The 19,405-nt window shown below is 57.1% G+C and carries 19 protein-coding genes; 7 read left to right on the top strand and 12 right to left on the bottom strand.

Annotated features, from left to right (window positions below; translation table 11 throughout):
- Nucleotides 1–307 precede the first annotated feature (307 nt).
- The 3 genes from galU to E1180_RS20635 all read left to right on the top strand — a co-directional run bounded on the left by galU (nt 308) and on the right by E1180_RS20635 (nt 3,323).
- Complete coding sequence (gene galU / locus E1180_RS20625) at nt 308–1,201, top strand: UTP--glucose-1-phosphate uridylyltransferase GalU (RefSeq protein ID WP_155194379.1); 894 nt, start codon at nt 308–310, stop codon at nt 1,199–1,201.
- A 199-nt stretch (nt 1,202–1,400) separates the two neighbouring features.
- A complete protein-coding gene (locus tag E1180_RS20630) occupies nt 1,401–2,705 on the top strand; it encodes a nucleotide sugar dehydrogenase (RefSeq protein WP_155194381.1) in 1,305 nt (434 codons plus the stop codon).
- A 186-nt stretch (nt 2,706–2,891) separates the two neighbouring features.
- Nucleotides 2,892–3,323, top strand: coding sequence for a DUF4864 domain-containing protein (locus E1180_RS20635; RefSeq protein WP_155194383.1), 432 nt, complete (start codon nt 2,892–2,894; stop codon nt 3,321–3,323).
- Nucleotides 3,324–3,347: 24 nt separating this feature from the next.
- Here E1180_RS20635 and tgt read toward each other — a convergent pair whose 3' ends face one another.
- The 5 genes from tgt to coaD form a co-directional block, all read right to left on the bottom strand.
- A complete protein-coding gene (tgt, locus tag E1180_RS20640; RefSeq protein ID WP_155194385.1) occupies nt 3,348–4,496 on the bottom strand; it encodes a tRNA guanosine(34) transglycosylase Tgt in 1,149 nt (382 codons plus the stop codon).
- Nucleotides 4,493–5,575 carry a tRNA preQ1(34) S-adenosylmethionine ribosyltransferase-isomerase QueA gene (gene queA / locus E1180_RS20645; RefSeq protein ID WP_155194387.1) on the bottom strand — a complete coding sequence of 361 codons (1,083 nt, stop codon included), beginning with the start codon at nt 5,573–5,575 and terminating at the stop codon, nt 4,493–4,495. Before queA ends, tgt begins: the two co-directional genes overlap by 4 nt.
- Nucleotides 5,576–5,717: 142 nt before the next feature.
- Nucleotides 5,718–6,188, bottom strand: a complete 471-nt coding sequence (locus tag E1180_RS20650; protein WP_155194390.1) for a peptidylprolyl isomerase — start codon at nt 6,186–6,188, stop codon at nt 5,718–5,720.
- 41 nt (nt 6,189–6,229) lie between these two features.
- Nucleotides 6,230–6,769 (bottom strand): peptidylprolyl isomerase, encoded by a 540-nt coding sequence (locus tag E1180_RS20655; protein ID WP_425280942.1) that lies wholly within the window; start codon nt 6,767–6,769, stop codon nt 6,230–6,232.
- Between the two features lie 34 nt (nt 6,770–6,803).
- On the bottom strand, nt 6,804–7,313 hold the full coding sequence (coaD, locus tag E1180_RS20660; protein WP_155194392.1) for a pantetheine-phosphate adenylyltransferase: 510 nt from the start codon (nt 7,311–7,313) through the stop codon (nt 6,804–6,806).
- A 161-nt stretch (nt 7,314–7,474) separates the two neighbouring features.
- Here coaD and E1180_RS20665 point away from each other — a divergent pair, with 161 nt between their 5' ends.
- Nucleotides 7,475–7,891 (top strand): phosphopantetheine adenylyltransferase, encoded by a 417-nt coding sequence (locus tag E1180_RS20665; protein WP_155194394.1) that lies wholly within the window; start codon nt 7,475–7,477, stop codon nt 7,889–7,891.
- Between the two features lie 101 nt (nt 7,892–7,992).
- Here the strand turns inward: E1180_RS20665 and gyrA are convergent, their stop codons facing one another.
- Entirely contained in the window at nt 7,993–10,818 is a 2,826-nt protein-coding gene (gyrA, locus tag E1180_RS20670; RefSeq protein WP_155194396.1) for a DNA gyrase subunit A, read from the bottom strand.
- Nucleotides 10,819–11,044: 226 nt separating this feature from the next.
- Between gyrA and E1180_RS20675 the strand changes: the two genes are divergently transcribed.
- Nucleotides 11,045–11,689 (top strand): MarC family protein, encoded by a 645-nt coding sequence (locus E1180_RS20675; protein ID WP_155194398.1) that lies wholly within the window; start codon nt 11,045–11,047, stop codon nt 11,687–11,689.
- A 33-nt stretch (nt 11,690–11,722) separates the two neighbouring features.
- Here E1180_RS20675 and E1180_RS20680 read toward each other — a convergent pair whose 3' ends face one another.
- Nucleotides 11,723–12,100, bottom strand: coding sequence for a hypothetical protein (locus E1180_RS20680; protein ID WP_155194401.1), 378 nt, complete (start codon nt 12,098–12,100; stop codon nt 11,723–11,725).
- A gap of 262 nt (nt 12,101–12,362) precedes the next feature.
- On the opposite strand from E1180_RS20680, the gene E1180_RS20685 reads away from it, so the two are divergent.
- Nucleotides 12,363–12,692 (top strand): TraR/DksA family transcriptional regulator, encoded by a 330-nt coding sequence (locus tag E1180_RS20685; protein WP_155194403.1) that lies wholly within the window; start codon nt 12,363–12,365, stop codon nt 12,690–12,692.
- Nucleotides 12,693–12,699: 7 nt separating this feature from the next.
- On the opposite strand, the gene E1180_RS20690 is transcribed toward E1180_RS20685, so the two are convergent.
- From E1180_RS20690 to guaA, 4 genes are read right to left on the bottom strand one after another with little or no spacing between them, the layout of a single operon-like run.
- A complete protein-coding gene (locus E1180_RS20690; protein WP_155194406.1) occupies nt 12,700–13,218 on the bottom strand; it encodes a hypothetical protein in 519 nt (172 codons plus the stop codon).
- Between the two features lie 19 nt (nt 13,219–13,237).
- Nucleotides 13,238–14,182 carry a polysaccharide deacetylase family protein gene (locus E1180_RS20695; RefSeq protein WP_196220662.1) on the bottom strand — a complete coding sequence of 315 codons (945 nt, stop codon included), beginning with the start codon at nt 14,180–14,182 and terminating at the stop codon, nt 13,238–13,240.
- Nucleotides 14,175–15,053 (bottom strand): formyl transferase, encoded by an 879-nt coding sequence (locus E1180_RS20700; RefSeq protein WP_155194410.1) that lies wholly within the window; start codon nt 15,051–15,053, stop codon nt 14,175–14,177. The genes E1180_RS20695 and E1180_RS20700 overlap by 8 nt, the downstream gene beginning before the upstream one ends.
- 30 nt (nt 15,054–15,083) lie before the next feature.
- Nucleotides 15,084–16,658, bottom strand: coding sequence for a glutamine-hydrolyzing GMP synthase (guaA, locus tag E1180_RS20705; protein WP_155194412.1), 1,575 nt, complete (start codon nt 16,656–16,658; stop codon nt 15,084–15,086).
- A 246-nt stretch (nt 16,659–16,904) separates the two neighbouring features.
- On the opposite strand from guaA, the gene E1180_RS20710 reads away from it, so the two are divergent.
- Entirely contained in the window at nt 16,905–18,077 is a 1,173-nt protein-coding gene (locus E1180_RS20710) for a tetratricopeptide repeat protein (RefSeq protein WP_155194414.1), read from the top strand.
- A gap of 18 nt (nt 18,078–18,095) precedes the next feature.
- Here E1180_RS20710 and E1180_RS20715 read toward each other — a convergent pair whose 3' ends face one another.
- Entirely contained in the window at nt 18,096–19,388 is a 1,293-nt protein-coding gene (locus tag E1180_RS20715; RefSeq protein WP_155194417.1) for an RsmB/NOP family class I SAM-dependent RNA methyltransferase, read from the bottom strand.
- Nucleotides 19,389–19,405: the final 17 nt, after the last annotated feature.

The following is a 19,405-nucleotide window of genomic DNA, read 5'->3' on the forward strand; positions in this document are numbered from 1 at the left end:
GCCATCTTCGCGTGTTCCATATCCTTCTTTTTGGCGAGCCGCAACCAGTTGCGGCGGATGAGCGGCACCAGAATCTAATCGATTTAATCCGATAGATGTTCTCTGCTATCCGAAATTTGGTGGTGATAGACTTTGCTTCCGGAGGGCGGTGTGAATTGCGGAAAATCGCGGCTAACGCCTTGCCCAATCCAGCTTAAACCGTTACGGCGCGGCTATGGGCCCTGAAAGGGCCGATATTGTATCAAGGGTTCGGTATCGCTATCTTCTGGGCGATTTGATCCGACGGAAAAAAGAAAGACGACATCAAATGAGCAAACCCATCCGGAAGGCCGTTTTGCCAGTCGCAGGGCTTGGGACGCGTTTTCTTCCCGCGACCAAAGCCGTTCCGAAGGAAATGCTGACGATCGTTGACCGTCCGATCATTCAATATGTTGTCGACGAGGCTCGTGCCGCCGGCATTGAGCATATCGCCTTCGTCACCGGCCGGAACAAACATGTTATCGAAGATCATTTCGATATGGCCTACGAGCTGGAGGATACGCTGAAGTCGCGCAACAAGACGGCCGCGCTGGAGCTCCTTGAAGCGCACAGGCCAAAGCCAGGCTCCACCAGCTTTACGCGGCAGCAGGCCCCGCTCGGACTTGGCCATGCAATCTGGTGCGCACGCGATATTATCGGCGACGAACCCTTTGCGATCCTGTTGCCGGACGTGATCATCAAATCGCAAGTCAGCTGCCTGAAGCAGATGGTCGATCTCTATGACCGGACCGGTGGAAATATCATCGCCGTGGAAGAAGTGCCTGAAGACCAGACACACCAATACGGGATTGTGGAGCTTGCGGACACGATTAACGAATCCGCCAGCCGGATTTCGAACATGGTCGAAAAGCCTGCCCCCGGCACGGCGCCATCCAATCTCATGATTACCGGCCGCTACATTCTTCAGCCGGAAATCTTCCAGCTTCTGGAAAACCAGGGGAAAGGGGCCGGCGGCGAGATCCAGCTGACGGACAGCATGTTGTCCTTGATGCAGGATCAGGCGTTCTCGTCCTTGAAGTTTGAAGGGCGGAGCTATGATTGTGGAAGCAAGGCCGGTTTTTTGAGCGCCAATATCGCCTTCGGACTTGATGATCCAAAGCTGGCCAGCGAACTGGTGCCGTTCATGGAAGAGATGCTTCAGCAGCCGCTAGCAGCCGAATAGCCTAGACCAGCGGCCGATAAGGCGGACCCGACATACCGCCCTAAGCGGACCGACTAGGGATTGATGAAGCATATTCGGGTGTTGCTGACAAAACGCCCGATGCTCCAGGAACTAAACTTCGGGCTTGATCCTCTAGGCCGAGACCCTTTAGGAGTGACCGTGCTGGCGCCCGCCAGTGCGGTCTTTTTTCCGGTTTGACATGAGCACAGACGATTTACCGAACGTTTCCATAGGCGTCATTGGACTTGGATATGTCGGCCTACCAGTGGCCGTGGCCTTTGCCGCAAAAGGATATCAGGTCCATGGTTTTGACATCAGCGCGCGGCGGATTGATGAGCTGACAAGAGGCGTTGATTCCACTGGATCCGTTGGTGCCGGGGATCTGAATCTCAGACAATTATCCTTTTCAAGCGACGCTGGTGTCTTGAAATGCTGCGATATTGTCATTGTCGCGGTTCCAACACCCGTTGACGATGCGAAACGGCCAAACTTGGAGCCTTTCGAAGGGGCAGCCCGGATTGCCGGGCAAAACCTCAAAAAAGGAGCCATCGTTGTTTTTGAATCGACAGTCTTTCCCGGTGCAACGGAAGACATAGCCATTCCGATCCTGGAGGAAACATCCGGCGGCAAACTTGGCGAGGCTTTCCACGTTGGCTACTCGCCGGAACGGATCAATCCGGGCGATACCGAGCGCGGATTTGCCGACATCGTTAAGATCGTATCGGCCTCATCGGAGGACGCCCTGTCCGTGTTGGCGCAAGTCTACGGATCGGTTGTTCAGGCCGGTATTCATATTGCGCCCTCAATTAAGGTCGCGGAGGCTGCCAAGGTTATCGAAAACACGCAGCGCGACCTCAACATCGCCTTGATGAACGAGCTTTCCGTGCTGTTCCATCAGATGGATATCGACACGCGGGATGTTCTTGCCGGAGCCGGGACCAAGTGGAACTTTCTTCCCTTCCAGCCAGGCCTTGTCGGCGGTCATTGCATCGGTGTGGACCCCTATTACCTCACGCACAAGGCCCACGAGATCGGTCTGACGCCGCAGGTAATCCTTGCGGGCAGAGGAACCAATGAAATGATGCCGGGCTTTGTGGCCGGCAAAGTGATCCAGGAATGCGTGAAACTGGGGACCGCGATGCCGCCGAAGATCGGTATTCTCGGGGTGACCTACAAAGCAAATGTTCCAGATACGAGGAACTCGAAGGTCATCGATCTCGTCCACGAACTGCGCAAGTTCGGTGCCGGTGTGGTGGTTCACGATCCGTTGGCCGCTCCCAAAGATGTAAGAACAGAATATGGGCTGCAGCTTTGCGGAGAGGAAGACTTGAGAGATGCGGACGCCCTTGTGCTTGCCGTTCCGCATCGGGATTTCTTCGAAGACGGGGATGCATGGCCGCTCATCAACAGAATTTTTTCCGGCCGGTCCGGCCTTGTTGCCGATATTCCCGCCTGTCTGGACCGGGACTTGAAGCCTGACGCCATCCATTTGTGGCGTTTGTAGTTTTTCTGAAAACTGGAGAGGGTTGAAGGGGCAGCTGCCTGGCGGGCAGTGATACCAAAACACTCCGAAGATAGTGACGGAGACAACTCTTCTAGCTGACGTCGCGTTTCATTGGGGGTGTAAAGGATCTGGAAAAGAAATTTCAGCGTATACTAACCGTTGTCATTGGAAACGGAGATAATGGTCATGCTGAAATCTCTTCTCAAACCACTCGGTGCGGGCCTTCTATTTGGCTTGATCACACTCAGTCCCGCCGCAGCCGAGGCTGACTTTGACAGTTCCGTTTTCCAATCAATTATCAAGAACCAGATGAACGCGTTTGCCGCCGATGATGCGCGGACCGCATTTTCCTTTGCTACAAGCGGGCTGCAGCAGAGGTTTCAAACGCCTGAGTTTTTCATGGAAATGGTCCGGAATGGCTATCAGCCCGTCTACCGCCCGAAAGACGTGACTTTCGGGCAATCCAAAATGACCAGCTTCGGCCCGACGCAAGAAGTCTATGTGACAGGTCCGAAAGGGCAGAACTGGCTTGCCCTTTATAGCTTCGAGCAGCAAGAGGACGGCACCTGGCGCATTTCGGGCTGCTATCTTACCAAGTCTGAGGGTTTTGCAGCCTAACGCCCGGCGGCTTTCCAGTTTGGATTACAGCGCGGCGATATCGCCGCGCGCCCAATCTTCCTTGGTTTTGGCGTAAAAATCCTCGAACCGGCTTTCCTCAATCGCGTCGCGCATGCCCTGCATCAGGGTTTGGTAATAGGCGATGTTGTTCCAGGTCAGCAGCATTCCGGAGAGGGCTTCTCCTGCGCGAAACAGGTGGTGCAGATAAGCACGGCTGTAGGTGCTCGTCGCCGGGCATGTGCTCTCTTCGTCCAAGGGGCGTGGGTCGTCCTGGTGCCGGGCGTTCTTCAAGTTGACCTTGCCAAACCGGGTGTATGCCAATCCATGCCGTCCGGCACGGGTTGGCATGACGCAGTCAAACTGATCGATCCCGCGTTTCACGCTCTCCAGAAGATCGTCAGGTGTTCCAACGCCCATCAGGTAGCGTGGCTTGTCGACCGGCATGACGGGGGTGGTGATGTCGAGCATCTTCAACATGACCTCCTGCGGCTCACCAACAGCGAGGCCGCCGACGGAGTAGCCTTCCATGGGCAGTTTGGCGAGCGCTTCAGCGGAGCGGATGCGCAGGTCTGGCACATCTCCGCCTTGAACAATGCCGTAGAGCCCCTGCCCTTTGCCCGGGCCGCCCATTTTCTCAAATTGAGCACGGGACCGCTCCGCCCACCTCAGCGACAATTCCATGGCGCGCTGCACTTCTTCGGGCGGGCTTGGCAGCTTGATGCACTCATCAAGCTGCATCTGAATGTCCGAACCAAGCAGGCCTTGAATTTCGACGGAGCGCTCCGGGGTCAGGTGGTGCTTGCTGCCATCGATATGACTCTGGAACCGGACACCGTCCTCATCCAGCTTTCGGAGCTGTGCCAAAGACATCACCTGGAACCCGCCACTGTCGGTCAGGATCGTGTGCGGCCAGTTCATAAACTTGTGCAGGCCGCCCAGCCGGTCGACACGTTCGGCAGTGGGGCGGAGCATCAGGTGGTAGGTGTTTCCCAGAACGACATCCGCGCCGGTGTCCCGAACATGGTCGGTGAACATGGCTTTTACCGTTGCCTGTGTTCCAACCGGCATGAAAGCCGGCGTGCGGACCACACCATGCGGTGTCGTGATTTCACCACGGCGGGCCATGCCATCGGTGGTGATCAGTTTGAAGCCGAATTTCTTGGTCCCGGTCATGAAGGTGCGTCCTGGCTAGCGTCTGGGAACAGCAGCGACGCATCGCCATAGCTGTAGAACCTGTATTCGGTGTCGATGGCATGCTGATAGGCCGCCCGCATCGTCTCAAGACCAGACAGCGCCGAGACCAGCATAAACAATGTCGACCGTGGCAGATGGAAGTTAGTCATCAGCGCGTCAATTGCTTTGAACTTGTAGCCGGGCGTGATGAAGATCGATGTCTCGTCGGCGAAAGGTGCAATTGTCCCGGTTTCCTGCGCCGCGCTCTCCAGAATGCGCAAGGATGTTGTGCCGATGCTGACCACCTTGTTGCCCCGCGCCTTGACGGCTTGAAGAGCGGCAGCGGTTTCCCCGGAGACCTCCCCCCATTCGGCATGCATCTTGTGATCATTTGTATCGTCGGCCTTAACCGGCAGGAAGGTGCCTGCCCCGACATGGAGGGTCACCCTGTGCATCTCGATGCCGCGCGCCTTGATGGCCTCCAGCAGCTCTGGCGTGAAATGCAATCCGGCTGTCGGGGCTGCGACGGCGCCATCTTTTTCGGCAAAGATGGTCTGATAATCCTGGCGGTCCTGTTCATCTTCGCCGCGTTTTTGCGCAATGTATGGCGGCAAGGGAATGTGACCCACCTGTGCAATGGCAACATCCAGATCCGGTCCCGAACAATCAAAGACCAGCAGAACCTCGCCGCCGTCGGCCTTTTCCCTCACCGTCGCCGTCAACCGAGCACCATTGCCTTCAAAAACAACAAGGTCGTCGATCTGGAGTTTCTTGGCCGGCCGCACAAAAGCCTTCCACCGGTCAGCTGCAGACCTCAGGTGCAGGGTAACGCTGATCCCGGCTTCAATATCCCCACGGATCCGTTTGCCCTCAAGCTGTGCCGGAATGACTTTCGTATCGTTGAAGACAAGTGCATCACCGGGCTCCAAAAGAGCGGGAAGATCGCGTACGCCCTTGTCGCTTAGTTCAGGTGTTTGCCCAGGCCGCACAACGAGCATTCTGGCCGCGTCGCGGGGACGTGCGGGCCGCAAGGCAATCCGTTCATTGGGAAGTTCAAAGTCAAATTGATCGACACGCATGGTGAAGGCTGATTGGTCCGGTTTTCGGGGGTGTTCGCTGGGGCTGATACTGCCCGATTGGCATTAGGTCAACCGGAAGCGGAAACAAACACAGCGCGGATGTTGCCACCCGCGCTGTGCCATAAGCTTGTGGTGTCTGAACTTAAGCGTCAGCTGCGACTTTCAAGGAGACAATGTTGTCGGGATCAACGACCGGCTCACCACGTTTGATCTTGTCGACATTGTCCATGCCGTCAATGACCTGGCCCCAAACGGTGTATTGGCCATCGAGCCATGGTGCATCCGTGAAGCAGATGAAGAACTGGCTGTCGCCGGAGTTCGGGTCCATGGCGCGCGCCATGGAGCAAGTGCCGCGCACGTGCTTTTCCTGGCTGAATTCGGCTTTCAGTTTTTGACCGGAGCCGCCGGTGCCAGTGCCTTGCGGGCAGCCGGTTTGCGCCATGAAACCGTCGATCACACGATGAAACTTGATGCCGTCATAGAAGCCTTCGCGCACCAGTTCCTTGATCCGGGCCACGTGGGTCGGGGCAAGATCCGGTTTCATTTCAATGACAATCGAGCCCTGGCTGGTTTCCATGAGCAATGTGTTTTCGGCGTCTTTGATGTCAGCCATTATGGTCTCCTTTGGGATGTTTTGTGAGTCTGTGCGGTGCTTTAGCCGGCGTCCGCTGCAACTTGCATTTTGACGATCTTGTCGGGGTTCGCAGGCGGCTCGCCCTTTGTGATGTTGTCGACAAAAGACATGCCATCCACGACTTCGCCGAACACGGTGTATTGGCCGTTTAGCCAGTCACCGTCGTCAAACATGATAAAGAACTGAGAATTCGCGCTGTTCGGGCTGGAGGAACGCGCCATTCCAAGGGTGCCGCGCTTGAACGGCGCCTGACTGAATTCGCCATTGATGTCCGGTTTGTTTGACCCGCCCATTCCTGTTCCAGTGGGGTCGCCGGTCTGCGCCATAAAGCCGTCGATGACGCGGTGGAAGACGATGCCGTCATAAAACCCTTCGCGTGTCAGCTCCTTGATCCGAGCAACGTGGTTTGGGGCCAGATCCGGACGCAGCTGAATAACCACCCGACCGTCCTTGAGGTCCAGATACAGCGTGTTTTCAGGATCCAGATCCTGAGCAAGGCCTGTGGCCGGCAGAACAAACAGGCTGGCCAGCAGAGTGAAAACTGCAAATAGTCGTGACACTGGGGTCTCCTAGAGTTCAATTCAGGTGGATATTTTAGTTCGGCACCGGGTTTGCCCGGTCCCGGAGCGGATCTGCAACGGGCTTTGGAACAAATGCCGAGATTTCCCCGCCCATTTTCGCGATCTGCCGGACAAGTGTCGCGGTGATGTGGCGAACATTTGGCGAAGCGGGCAAAAACACCGTTCTGATGTCCGGCTCCAGGGTTCCGTTCATTCCGGCCATTTGCATTTCGTAGTCAAGGTCAGTGCCGTCCCGCAGACCACGGACAAGATAGGATGCATTTTGGGACCGGGCCGTATTGATCACGAGGTCTGAAAAGGAAATCACCTCAATCCGGGCAGCTTCAGCGCCGGAGAACTCTGCTTCCGCGGATGCGTGAATCAGGTTGACCCGTTCTTCGAAACTGAAAAGCGGTGATTTGCCCGGATGAATGCCGATAGCGACGACCACCTTGTCCGCCAGCGCGAGCGCTTGCCGCAAAATGTCCATATGGCCGTTTGTGACCGGATCAAAGGAACCCGGATAGAGCGCGATACGTGTCATGGGTTCTTCCATACTCTGCCGGCCCGCAGGCCACAAGGCATAGCGGCTTCAAGTGCTGCAAATCTCATCACCCGCCAAAATGTGACAGGGGTCACATCCCCCTTGCCCGGACTGGGGCATGGTGGCTCCATCGACATACGGCGTGAGCAGGAGCCAAGAAAATGAGGAGCATGCAGGAAACCCCCTTGAACGAAACCCGGACCGGGTTTCAGCCCTTTGCGATTTCCGCAGAAGCAGTAGACCAGACCGCGCATATGAAAATTGCAGTGGTCTTCCTGCTTGCCGTCCTGACGGTCGCTGCGGCCGGGATTTTCACGATCAATTCCAGCAAGGCCTCGCAGGCCGGGGAACTGACACATACGGCAACCCAGGGCCTGCTTGCCACAAAGTCCGACCGCGCAGCCGGTCCGGACCGTGCAAATTCCTGCGACTCACAAGCGTGGGGCGCCTGGAGCGAAGACTGTGCGTCTGCTCTGAATGGCGGCCGCAAGGTGCGTAATGTCTCCTATACGACGGTGGAGAAAGCCAGCCCGACCGTCAATGAAACGATCCTGGCCCGGTACCCGGCCGCCAACTAACTTTCAAATTGACCTCCCCCCGAACGGCAAACAGCGGCTCAGGTTCCACCCTGGCCGCTGTTGTCGTTTCAGATCCCGGACGATGCCGGAAGCCGTAAGGTTTAGGCCTCCGGGCCGCCCTCGCCTTCGCCTTCGCCGGTATTCGCGTCTCCGGAGTTATCAGTTGGTGTCTCTCCACTAGTTTCACCGTCTGGCGCTGTGCCTTCCTCGGCCTCTAGCAGATCTTCGTCTTCGTCGACTTCGGAAATCCCTTCGACGGCGACGACCTTTTCATCGTCGGCTGTCTTGAAGACGATCACGCCCTGTGTTGCCCGGCCGGCAATCCGGATGCCGTCCACTGGGCAGCGGATCAGCTGGCCGCCATCCGTTACAAGCATGATCTGATGGCTTTCCTCAACCGGGAAGGACGCAACAAGACCGCCGTTCCGGTTATTGACCGCCATTGCGGTAATGCCTTTTCCGCCCCGGCCCGTGACCCGGTATTCAAAGGACGAGGTACGCTTGCCGTATCCGTTCTCGGATATGGTCAGAATGATCTGCTCTGCGGCGCTCATGGCCGCATAGCGTTCTTGCGGCAGATCGCCGGCAACAACGCCTTCTTCATCTGGCGCACCATTGCCGTTCTCATCCGCCTCGCCGCGCAGCGCACGGGAGAGCTTCAGGTAGGCGGCACGCTCCTCGGCATCGACATCAATGTGATGCAAGATTTGCATGGAGATTACATGATCTCCGTCCGCAAGACGGATCCCGCGAACGCCAACCGAGTTCCGTCCGGCGAAGACACGGACATCTGTCACCGGGAAGCGGATGCACTGGCCGGAATTGGTGGTCAGCATGACATCCGAATGCTCAGAACATGTATCAACCCCGACAATGCCGTCGCCATCTTCCAGTTTCATCGCAATTTTGCCGTTGCGGTTGATGTTGACGAAATCGGAGAGCTTGTTTCGCCGAACCGTGCCGCGCACTGTCGCGAACATGACGTCGAGATTTGCCCAGGTTTCCTCGTCCTCCGGAAGTGGCAGAATGGAGGTGATCTGTTCGCCCTGCTCGAGCGGCAGCATGTTGACCAAAGCCTTGCCACGCGAGGTCGGGCCGCCGAGCGGCAAACGCCAGACCTTCATCTTGTAGCAAATGCCACGGGACGAGAAGAACAGAACCGGCGTGTGGGTATTGGCAACAAACAGGCGGGTGACGAAATCCTCATCCTTGGTGGCCATGCCCGCCCGGCCCTTGCCGCCGCGCCGCTGCGCACGGTAAGTGGCCAGCGGCACACGCTTGATATAGCCGCCATGGGACACGGTCACGACCATGTCTTCACGCTGGATCAGGTCTTCCTCGTCGAAATCCGCTCCGCCTTCAATGATTTCAGTTCGGCGCGGTGTCGCAAATTCTTCCTTGATTTCCAGCATTTCGGACCGGACGATTTCCTGGATCCGGGCTCTGGAGCGCAGGATATCCAGGTAATCCGAGATCTCCGCGCCGATCTTGTTCAACTCTTCTTCGATTTCTTCACGGCCCATTGCGGTCAGACGCTGCAGACGCAGATCCAGGATCGCCCGGGCCTGTTCTTCCGACAGCTTATAGGTCCCGTCTTCCTGCACCATGTGACGCGGATCGTCGATCAGGCGGATCAGATCTTCAACATCCTTGGCGGGCCAGTTCCGCTCCATCAATTGCGACCGGGCGGTTGCCGGATCTGGAGCTGCCCGGATGAGCTTGATGACTTCGTCGATATTGGCAACGGCAATGCCGAGACCCACCAAGATGTGCGCCCGATCACGGCATTTCTTGAGAAGAAAACGCGTCCGGCGCTGGATCACTTCCTCGCGGAATGAAACAAACGCCCGCAGCATGTCGGACAGGTTCATCTGCTCCGGCTTGCCGCCGTTCAGAGCCACCATGTTGCAGCCGAACGAGGTCTGCAATTGGCTAAACCGGTAGAGCTGGTTCAACACAACATCGGGCACTGCATCGCGTTTGAGTTCGATGACAACGCGCATGCCGGAGCGGTCGCTCTCATCGCGGATATCCGAAATTCCCTCGACCCGCTTGTCGCGGACCATTTCCGCGATCTTCTCGATCATGGTCGATTTGTTGACCTGATAAGGGATCTCGGTGACGATCAGCGCCCAGCGGTCTTTGCGGATTTCCTCCGTATCGACCTTGGCGCGCATGACGACCGAGCCGCGCCCCGTTTCAAAGGCATTGCGAATACCCGCGCGCCCGAGGATCATACCGCCGGTTGGGAAATCTGGCCCCGGTACGATCTGCATGATCTCTTCCAGCGTCATCGCCGGATTTTCCATGATGGCGATGGCTGCGTCGATCACTTCGCCCAGATTATGGGGCGGAATGTTGGTCGCCATTCCAACCGCGATACCGCCGGCTCCGTTGACCAGGAGGTTCGGGAACTTGGCCGGCAAAACAACCGGTTCGGTTTCGGAGTTGTCGTAGTTTTCCTGGAAATCGACCGTATCCTTGTCGATATCGTCCAGAAGCTTGTGAGCGACTTTCTCCAGTCGGCATTCGGTGTAGCGCATCGCCGCGGCGGGATCGCCGTCGACGGAGCCGAAGTTGCCCTGGCCATCAATGAGGGGAAGCCGCAGGGAGAAAGGCTGCGCCATACGGACAAGCGCTTCATAAATCGCGCTGTCACCGTGCGGGTGGTATTTACCGATGACGTCCCCGACCACGCGGGCCGACTTCCGGTACGGTTTATTCCAATCGTAACCGTTCTCGTTCATGGAGTAGAGAATGCGCCGGTGAACGGGTTTCAGGCCGTCGCGTACGTCGGGAAGCGCGCGCGACACGATCACGCTCATGGCGTAATCGAGATAGCTCGCTTTCATTTCGTCGACGATTGAGATCGGCTTGATGTCGGAGGGCGATGCGCCTGAAGGTGTGCTGTTGTCCTGGTCAGCCAAGGAAGACACTCATTTGTTTGTTATTGCTGGTTCTTTTATATCCGATTCAATTCTGCAGACCAAATAGCCGACAGTTTTCCGCCTCAGTAATTCGTCATTAATTACAGACGGTTACAAAGGGTATGCACAGGCTCGAAAAATAGTTTGGGACGCGCTGTCGCGTGTTTGCGCAAAGGCCGCTAGAACAGGCCGGAATCAACGCCAGTTACGGAGACCGGACAGGGTCATGCTCGACTATTACATCAATGCATTTGCGACGCTTTTCGTCACCATTGATCCTGTTGGGCTTGCCCCCATGTTCCTCGCCGTAACGGCCGGAATGAGCCCGGCAGACCGGCGCAGGGTCGCGATCCGGGCAACGGTCACAGCTGCAGCCATTTTGGGTGTTTTTTACTTCACCGGGCAAACCGTACTGAACGTTCTTGGGATCTCCGTTTCAGCCTTCCGGGTTGCTGGCGGCATTTTGCTGTTCCTGATTGCGATTGAAATGATTTTCGGCAAGCGGCAGGAGCGCAAGACCGAGACGGCTGAAAAAGCGGTCGAGTCGTCCGACGCCCATCATGGCACCGTGAACGAACTAGCCATCTTCCCGCTGGCAATCCCGTTGATATCAGGGCCCGCGGCGATCTCCGCGATTATTCTTTTGTCCAGCCAGGCCCCGGACACAATGACCTATGCGGGTCTTGGCGGTGTGATCACGATCATCCTGCTGAGCTGCCTGGGCGCATTTTTGCTTGCCGACCGGATTGAGCGGGCTCTTGGAGACACGGCCCAGTTGGTGATCACCCGGCTTCTTGGCGTTCTGCTGGCCGCCTTGTCGGTCCAGTTTGTCGCGGATGGGATTCTCGCCTTCGTGAACGGACAAGGCTGAGAACCGCTTCGCGCTTCGGCCGGCCGAATGCCCTCAATCCGGCAAAGTCAATTCAAACGCCTGCGGTGAGACGCCGTCCACATTGTCCCTCGCCCGGATGATCACCTTTGTCATCCCGTCCGGTATTTTGACGCCGGACAGTGACCGTGTAAACGGCTGCTCCTCGACATGCGGATGAAACAGGACCCGCTCGCCCAGCAAGTCGCCAGAAGTGCTATAGACCGCCCATTGGTCCGCATAGTGCTCCCAGCCGGTGTCTTCATGGCGCAAGGTGACTGAAAACGTCCAGCTGTCGCCCGATTTTCGTGCCTCCGCATTGACGATTTCAACATCGCCCGCCTGCGCAGCGTCACTAGAGACCGAAACCAGACCGGCAAACAAGCTTGCTGCCAGGAGGTGCAGAGTTTTCATGAGTGTCCCTTTTTGAGCTGTATATGCCGTTGTAAATTGAACGGATATTAGGCCCGAACCCTGGTTGGGTTACTGTGAGGCCGAACGTTATTGTCCGTGCGAAATATTCCGCCGAATGCACAACGCGATACTGGTTGCATTGCAAGCGGTTGCAAAGTCACGATGCCGTTAATCGCCGAAAGAGTGTCGCAGCGGAGCCGTCTGACACGGCTGCTTGAAAAAAGTTAGTGCCGCGGCCATGCTGAGCTGTGGAGGGTGTCGGATGAACGATGCATCAAGCGTCCGGAACAGATTGCTGGCGATGAAAGTCGATTTGGAAGAGCTAAGTGCGCTGTCTGAGGAAGCGCGCGCGACGGTCGCGCTTGATCAGCAGGCCGTCGGACGCTTGTCCCGTATGGATGCCTTGCAAGGCCAGGCCATGGCGCAAGCCTCCGAACGTCAGCGGCGCGCAGACATTCAGAGAATTCATGCCGCTCTAAACCGGCTTGATGATGGTGATTACGGGTATTGCGTGTCGTGCGGTGAGGAGATAGCCGCCAAGAGACTGTACGTTGACCCTCTGGCGGCATTTTGTATTGCCTGCGCCAAGTAACAGGTCCTTAAACGTGACGCTGCAACTGCTTTAAAAACACAGCCACGTCCCGGCAAACCGTGTCAATCGGGTAGCCTGCCAGCGCATCCTGGGTCCAGGCAGCTTCCGGGGTCAGCCTGCCTTCAAGGCGATAGAGAACTTCCTTTTCAGATTCCGAAAGCGGCAGACCTGTAGCCGCGCGCAAAAGCATCAACTGTTCATGGATCCGTCTCAGGACCGAAAGAGCCTCTCCCATCGGCGTCAGAAGAGCCTTATCGTCGCGCCAGCTTCTGCCGTTGAACACTTCCTGGGTGACCCGCTGTCCGGCCCCATAGCAATTGTAGGTAATGCATCCTTGATAACCGAGCGCACTTCGTTTTTCGAAAATCTTGCACGTGTTATCCGGCGCAAGGTTCTTGCAGACTTCTCCTGCGCCCTTGTCATAGGCGAACGATTCCGACCGGTCGAATGCAAAGACAACGCAGCAAAGTGCGGCGCAAGAAGCGCAGTCTGGGTCGAGGCTCGGTCTGGTGTGATGTGGGGGCATGGCCGCTATTGTTTTTGTTTTAGGTGGACGTCGCGCGCGCCGCTGCGTCCGCGATGAGTGCGACAATACCATCTTGAAACATCTCAAGCGTCTCCGGGGCCATATAGCGTTCAAGGTAGGGCACGCCGGATATCTCCGGCAGCGCCCCGCGCGTCACGTGGTTCACCCGCGTCCGGGACAATAACACAGCATCGTATCCGGCGTTGTGAATGAGCCTCAGCGTTTCCGCGTCGAACATGTTGCGGCCGCCAAATGGAATTGAAAAAACACCGCTCAGTTTTTTCCCGCATTCTGTCAGCAGCTTTGCGGTTTCACCGATTTCAGCGCGTTTCGCATCCGCTTCAAGCGACGGCAGGACATAATGGTGATGGGTGTGGTTGCCGTAGCTGAGGAGAGGATGGTCCAGGAGCTCTTGCTGCTGTTCCGCGCAAAGCTTCAAAGCATCCCATTCGAAGGCCTCATGCATTTGCAGGAAATCATCGACGTGCCTCACTAGCTCAGCAGTATGGACGCTCTGTGATTTGGTTTGCTTGTAGAAATTTGCGGACCGGATTCCATGCTCAGTGCAAAACGGCGAAGCCGCTTCCAGAAAGTCTTCCGTTGCACCGTTTTTCATGATCCAGCGGATCTTATCGCGCCAAAAAATAGATCCACTGAGAGTCGAGCCGATCACGAACACTGTCGCCGGGATCTTAAGATCGTTCAGGACAGGCAGAGCATTCTGAAAGACGGACTTGTAGGCATCGTCGAATGTGACAGCGCAGGTTCCCTCCCGGTCAGGACGTGCGCGCAACTCGTCAACGGTCACGAAATCAAAATACTGCTTCATCCACGCAAGCTGCGCATATAGGACGTCTGGCGTAACATTGTGAAAATGTGTGTTGATGGCATCCGGTACGGTTTCAAAAACGGCATGGTACAAAATCACATGCGCATAAAGGGCCCGGTTCAAAAGCCTAGCCATTCTTTGCCCGCCCATTCTCGACGGTGACTATGGCCGAAAAGGCGTCTTCGGTTTCGCCTTGGATCTGCCTTTCGATGAGGGCCTCGCGGTTGTCGAAATAGATTTTTGCCGCCTTCAAAGTCCAGTCGCGGTCATGAAACAGTTTTCCAGGCGTCCATTGCGGCAGCGCGTTCATCGTCCCGGCCCGCAAGTGTTTGAGCGCCTTGATCATAAGACCCGTTCCCGCAACGATGCTCTTTGCGTTGATCGACCCGAACGTGTCGCCTGTCTCGACCTTGATCCGTTCGGAATAAACGATGTCTCCGGTGTCGATCCCAGATGACATCTTGTGAACGGTCACGCCAAAGTAACCGGGGTCATTTTCGATAAATGGCCAGAAATTTGTCCGTCCCCCCCGGTAGTAGGGCGATAATCCCGTATGCATGTTCAAGATGACCGGCGCGCTCTTCAGGATGGCGCTGCCCAGGATGCATGTTCCCATGACAACAATAGCATCCGGTTCGGATGATCGGATCAGTTCCACGAATCGCCTGTCGTTGATGGACCTGTCGGATGGCTGGAGAGGCCCGATCACCAACTCCGAAAAGGTCTCTGTAAATTGCCGGGCGCCATCGGCAAAAAAGCGTTTCTCGGCTTCGCGTTTTTCAACCCGGATGGCCCGCCCGTAACTTCGATAACGCTTCTTGAAATAAAACTGGCGGGCGGATTGCAGAGGATGCCGCGTCAACGTTCTTTTGACCTGCTCTGTCCACGGGCGGTTGATCTCTTTTCCGCCGGTAATGATGCCCACGACATGGTCCGCTTCCGACGCAATCCGGTTGCAGAAATAGAAGTGCCGGTCGGAGGCGTCGGTCAGGATCAGGATGCGCATGGATGAGCAGGTTTCAAGGCCGGGTGGAGACTACTCCCACTCGATCGTGCCCGGAGGTTTCGACGTAATGTCGTAGGTCACGCGGTTGATGCCTTCGACCTCATTGATGATTCGCGTCGCCGTTTCGCCCAGGAAGTCGTGGCTGAATGGATAATAATCGGCGGTCATGCCGTCGACGGAGGTCACGGCCCGAAGCGCACAGGCGTAATCGTAAGTCCGGCCATCGCCCATCACGCCGACGGTGCGAACGGGCAGGATCGCAACGAAGGCCTGCCAGATCTCGTCGTAGAGACCGTGCTTGCGGATCTGGTCAATATAGACCGCATCCGCCTTGCGCAGGATGTCCAGCTTGTCCCGGGTGATTTCACCGGGACACCGGATGGCAAGGCCCGGTCCCGGGAAGGGATGACGGCCGATGAAGCTTTCCGGCAGGCCGAGTTCGCGGCCAAGCGCCCTCACCTCGTCCTTGAACAGCTCGCGGAGCGGCTCGACAAGTTTGAGGCCCATCTTTTCGGGAAGACCGCCGACATTGTGGTGCGACTTGATCGTCACCGAAGGCCCGCCCGAGAAGCTGACGCTCTCGATGACGTCCGGATAGAGCGTTCCTTGAGCCAGGAACTCGGCGCCTTCGATCTCGTTGGCGTGTTTCTGGAACACATCAATGAAAAGCTTGCCGATGATCTTGCGTTTCGTTTCCGGGTCGGACTGGCCGTCCAGTTCGCCGAGGAACAGATCGCTCTCATCCGCATGGATCAGCGGGATGTTGTAGTTGTCCCGGAACATGGAGACGACCTCATCCGCCTCGTTGAGACGCATCAGGCCGTGATCGACGAACACGCAGGTGAGCTGATCGCCGATCGCCTCATGGATCAGGACTGCGGCAACTGAACTGTCAACCCCGCCGGACAGACCGCAGATGACCTTCTTGTCGCCGACCTGCTGACGGATCTTTTCGATGGCATCGTCCTTATAGGCGCCCATCGTCCAGTCGCCAGTAAAACCGGCGAGCTTGACGAAATTCTCGTAAAGCGTCTTGCCGTTCGGCGTGTGATGCACTTCCGGGTGAAACTGGACGGCATAAAAATTCCGGCCTGTGTCGGCGGTGATCGCAAACGGTGCGTTTGGCGAGGTGCCGAAAACCTCGAACCCCGGTGCGAGCTTGGCAACATGATCGCCGTGGCTCATCCAGACCTGTTCCTTGCCACCGGCAAACCAGCCGTTCAGGATCGACAGATCGGTACCGGCGGGTGTCACGAAGGCCCGGCCGAACTCGGCAGTGCCTCCACCGCCGGAAATCTTGCCGCCATGCACTTCGCCGCCGAGCTGCTGCATCATCACTTGCTGGCCATAGCAGATGCCGAGGATCGGAACCCCAAGACCGTAGACGCTTTCCGGTGGGCGCGGAGATCCTTCCCGCGTCACGGAGTCCGGTCCGCCGGAGAAGATCACGGCCTTGGGCGCGAACTCGGCCAGAAACGCATCTGTGACGTTCTGAAAGGGATGGATCTCGCAGTAGACATTCAGCTCGCGCAAACGTCGGGCGATCAGCTGCGTTACTTGCGATCCGAAATCGATGATGAGAAGGCGGTCGTGTTGATGGGTCATGGGCAGCTTCTAGCGTCTCTTTTGACGAATTTGAACCCACTTCCTGCGATCTGGGAACTGCACACTGTAATTCTTTGATGGCTTCGTCCACAGGGTTTCGGGCGGAGGATGCAACCCTGTCAAAATGCGCAAGCTGTGCAAGACAAGATTTGGCTTTTGACCGCAGCCTCTGCGCCCTTTTACGGTGAGTATTCGCGACACATTTGATTCGCTGATCGATCACCGGTCAGGTGCCAGGACCCGTTTATGATTGCTGCCGCTCGCACGACCTTTGATGAAGCTGTTGCCTTGGAACGCTCAGGGCATCTCGACCGGGCCTTAGCAACCTACCTCAAGGCGCTGGAGATGGCGCCGCAAGATACCGAAATCGCCTACAGGACCGCGCTTGCCATGCTGCAATCGGGCCAGGTCGAGGAAGCCCAATCCCAGCTGCGGCGGATCGTATTCGCTGAACCGGATCATATGAAGGCGAGAGCAAGCCTCGGGAATTGCCAGCTGCTGCTTGGTGACACGGAAAATGCGAGGCAGAATTTTGCTGAAGTGCTGGATCGCACGCCAGATGACATCAATGCGTTATACGGGCTTGCAACAGTCTTACATCAGGACGGACAATACGCGGATGGGTTGGTCACCGCACGCCGGCTTGTGACCCTTCTTCCAAACCATGCTGCCGCGCTCACCCTCCTGGCCGACATTCAAATCAAATCGTCCGATATGCCATCGGCCATTGCAAATTACCGGAAGGCTTTGAAAACCGATCCCGGTTTTCTTGACGCCCTAACTGGGCTTGGCAAAGCGCTTTTACGGCGCAAGCGGTTTGACGACGTTGTCGAACTGATGATCCGTGCCGCACAGGCCGCGCCAAAGGACCCGGAACCGTTCGACTTGCTGTCACAGGCGTTGGAAGGACGGGACGACCTGCAGGACGCGGTCGAGGCTGCCGAAGCTGCCTTGGAGTTGTCGCCGCAAGCAGAAGGTTTGCTTGTCCGGTTGAGCGTTTTGAACCGTCGGACCGGCGACCACAAGCTGGCGCTCCGGTATGCGGTGAAGGTTCTGGAAAGCAATCCAGACCATGCAGCGGCGATGAATGCGCTTGGCGCCGCGCTTGCCGCTTTGGACTACCCCAAAGAGGCGCGCCGGGTGCTGACCGGATTGTCCGCGGGCAAGGGCTTTCCGCCCGAGGTAAAGAGCCTTGTAAACCGGCTCACGAAGGATGTTCAGGGACCTGGTGAAGGGGGCGTTCAAAAGGTCTCCGCAATGGAGGCAGCGGAGAACGTATCTTCGGAAGAAGCTTGTCTTGAAAGGTCTATTGGCGACCCGGAACAGGCGCCTTCTGACCGGAAATTGCCCGGATCGCCTACACATGACGGCGAGGCTTTGCCGAATGTCTTGGGCTTGAGACGCCGGGATTCCTCCTGACCGCCCCAAGCTGCCTTTTTAGTGTTGCCGCGTGAAGAGAGCGACGAAAAACCCATCCGTGTCTGTTGATGCCGGAGTGAGCAGCAAGCCACCCGTTTTCGAGACGTACTTTGGAAGGGCAACACCGGGTAAGGCCCCTTCCCAAACGTCTTTTGCGGATAGAGCCTCAAACTCCGGGTGCGCTTCCAGAAACCATTCCGCCTGATCTTGGTTTTCTGCCGGCAGAACTGAACAGGTGGCATAAAGCAGGCGGCCACCGGGTTTGACGTATGTGCTGGCATTTTCAAGAACACGGCGCTGATCGGCGATGCGGTCTGCTAAAGCTTTTTCCGACAAGCGCCACTTTGAATCTGGCCGACGGCGCCAAACGCCCGTGCCGCTGCAAGGCGCATCGATAAACACCAGGTCCATTTGACCCTGAAGATCGATCAGATCAGATGATGCAGGATCGCGAACCTGGATGTTCCGGACGCCATTCCGCTGCAGGCGTTCGTGGATCGGTGCAAGGCGCAAGCGATCCGCGTCAGAAGCGTAAAGCTGACCCTTGTTTTCCATCATTGCGGCCAATGCGAGTGTTTTGCCGCCACCGCCTGCGCAGAAATCTAAAACCTGTTCACCGGGCTTTGCCCCGGAAAGGAGAGCCGCCAACTGGCTTGCCTCGTCCTGAAGTTCGAACCAGCCTTTCTGGTATCCCTCCTCCGCCTGAACATGCGGCATCCGTCCCAGACCCGGCTTGGCCGCGATCCGAAGGGCAACTGGCGACCGCGATGTGACCGCAGCGCCGGTGTGTGCCAGGCGCTTCAGGAGTTTGTCACGATTGGACTTCAGCGTGTTCACCCGCAGGTCAACCGGGGCCCGAGCCGCAAGTGCTTTTCCTTCCGAAACGGCATCTACACCAAAGACAGCTTCAAACTGCGGCCAGAGCCAGCCAGGAACATCGGCCTCGTCGCTGGCAGTTGGCTCAGGACCGATGTTATTGGACAGGTGTTCGACCTCGGCGCCGCTCAGTGGCTCCGGTGCATGAGGGTCCGACTCGAGAACTGCGGTCAGCGCATCCACCCCTTTTTCCCAAGTCAGGCAGTAGGTTGCCAGCACGAGCGCTCTTGCCGAAGCATCTTCCATATGAGCGCCAAGGGACGCCTTGTTGCGCAACGCATCAAAAACCAGGTTGCCGATAACGGTCCGGTCCCCGGATCCGGCGAAACGGTGAGACGTTCCCCATTCCTTGAGGGCCGCCTGAACCGGCCGGTGGCGGGTCTCGATTTCCTCCAGAACTTCAATTGCCGCAGCAAGGCGCCCGCCGTCTTTCATCAGTCATTCCTGTCTGG

Source organism: Roseibium denhamense (assembly GCF_009711415.1).
In the GTDB taxonomy this organism is placed as follows: Bacteria; Pseudomonadota; Alphaproteobacteria; order Rhizobiales; family Stappiaceae; genus Roseibium; species Roseibium denhamense.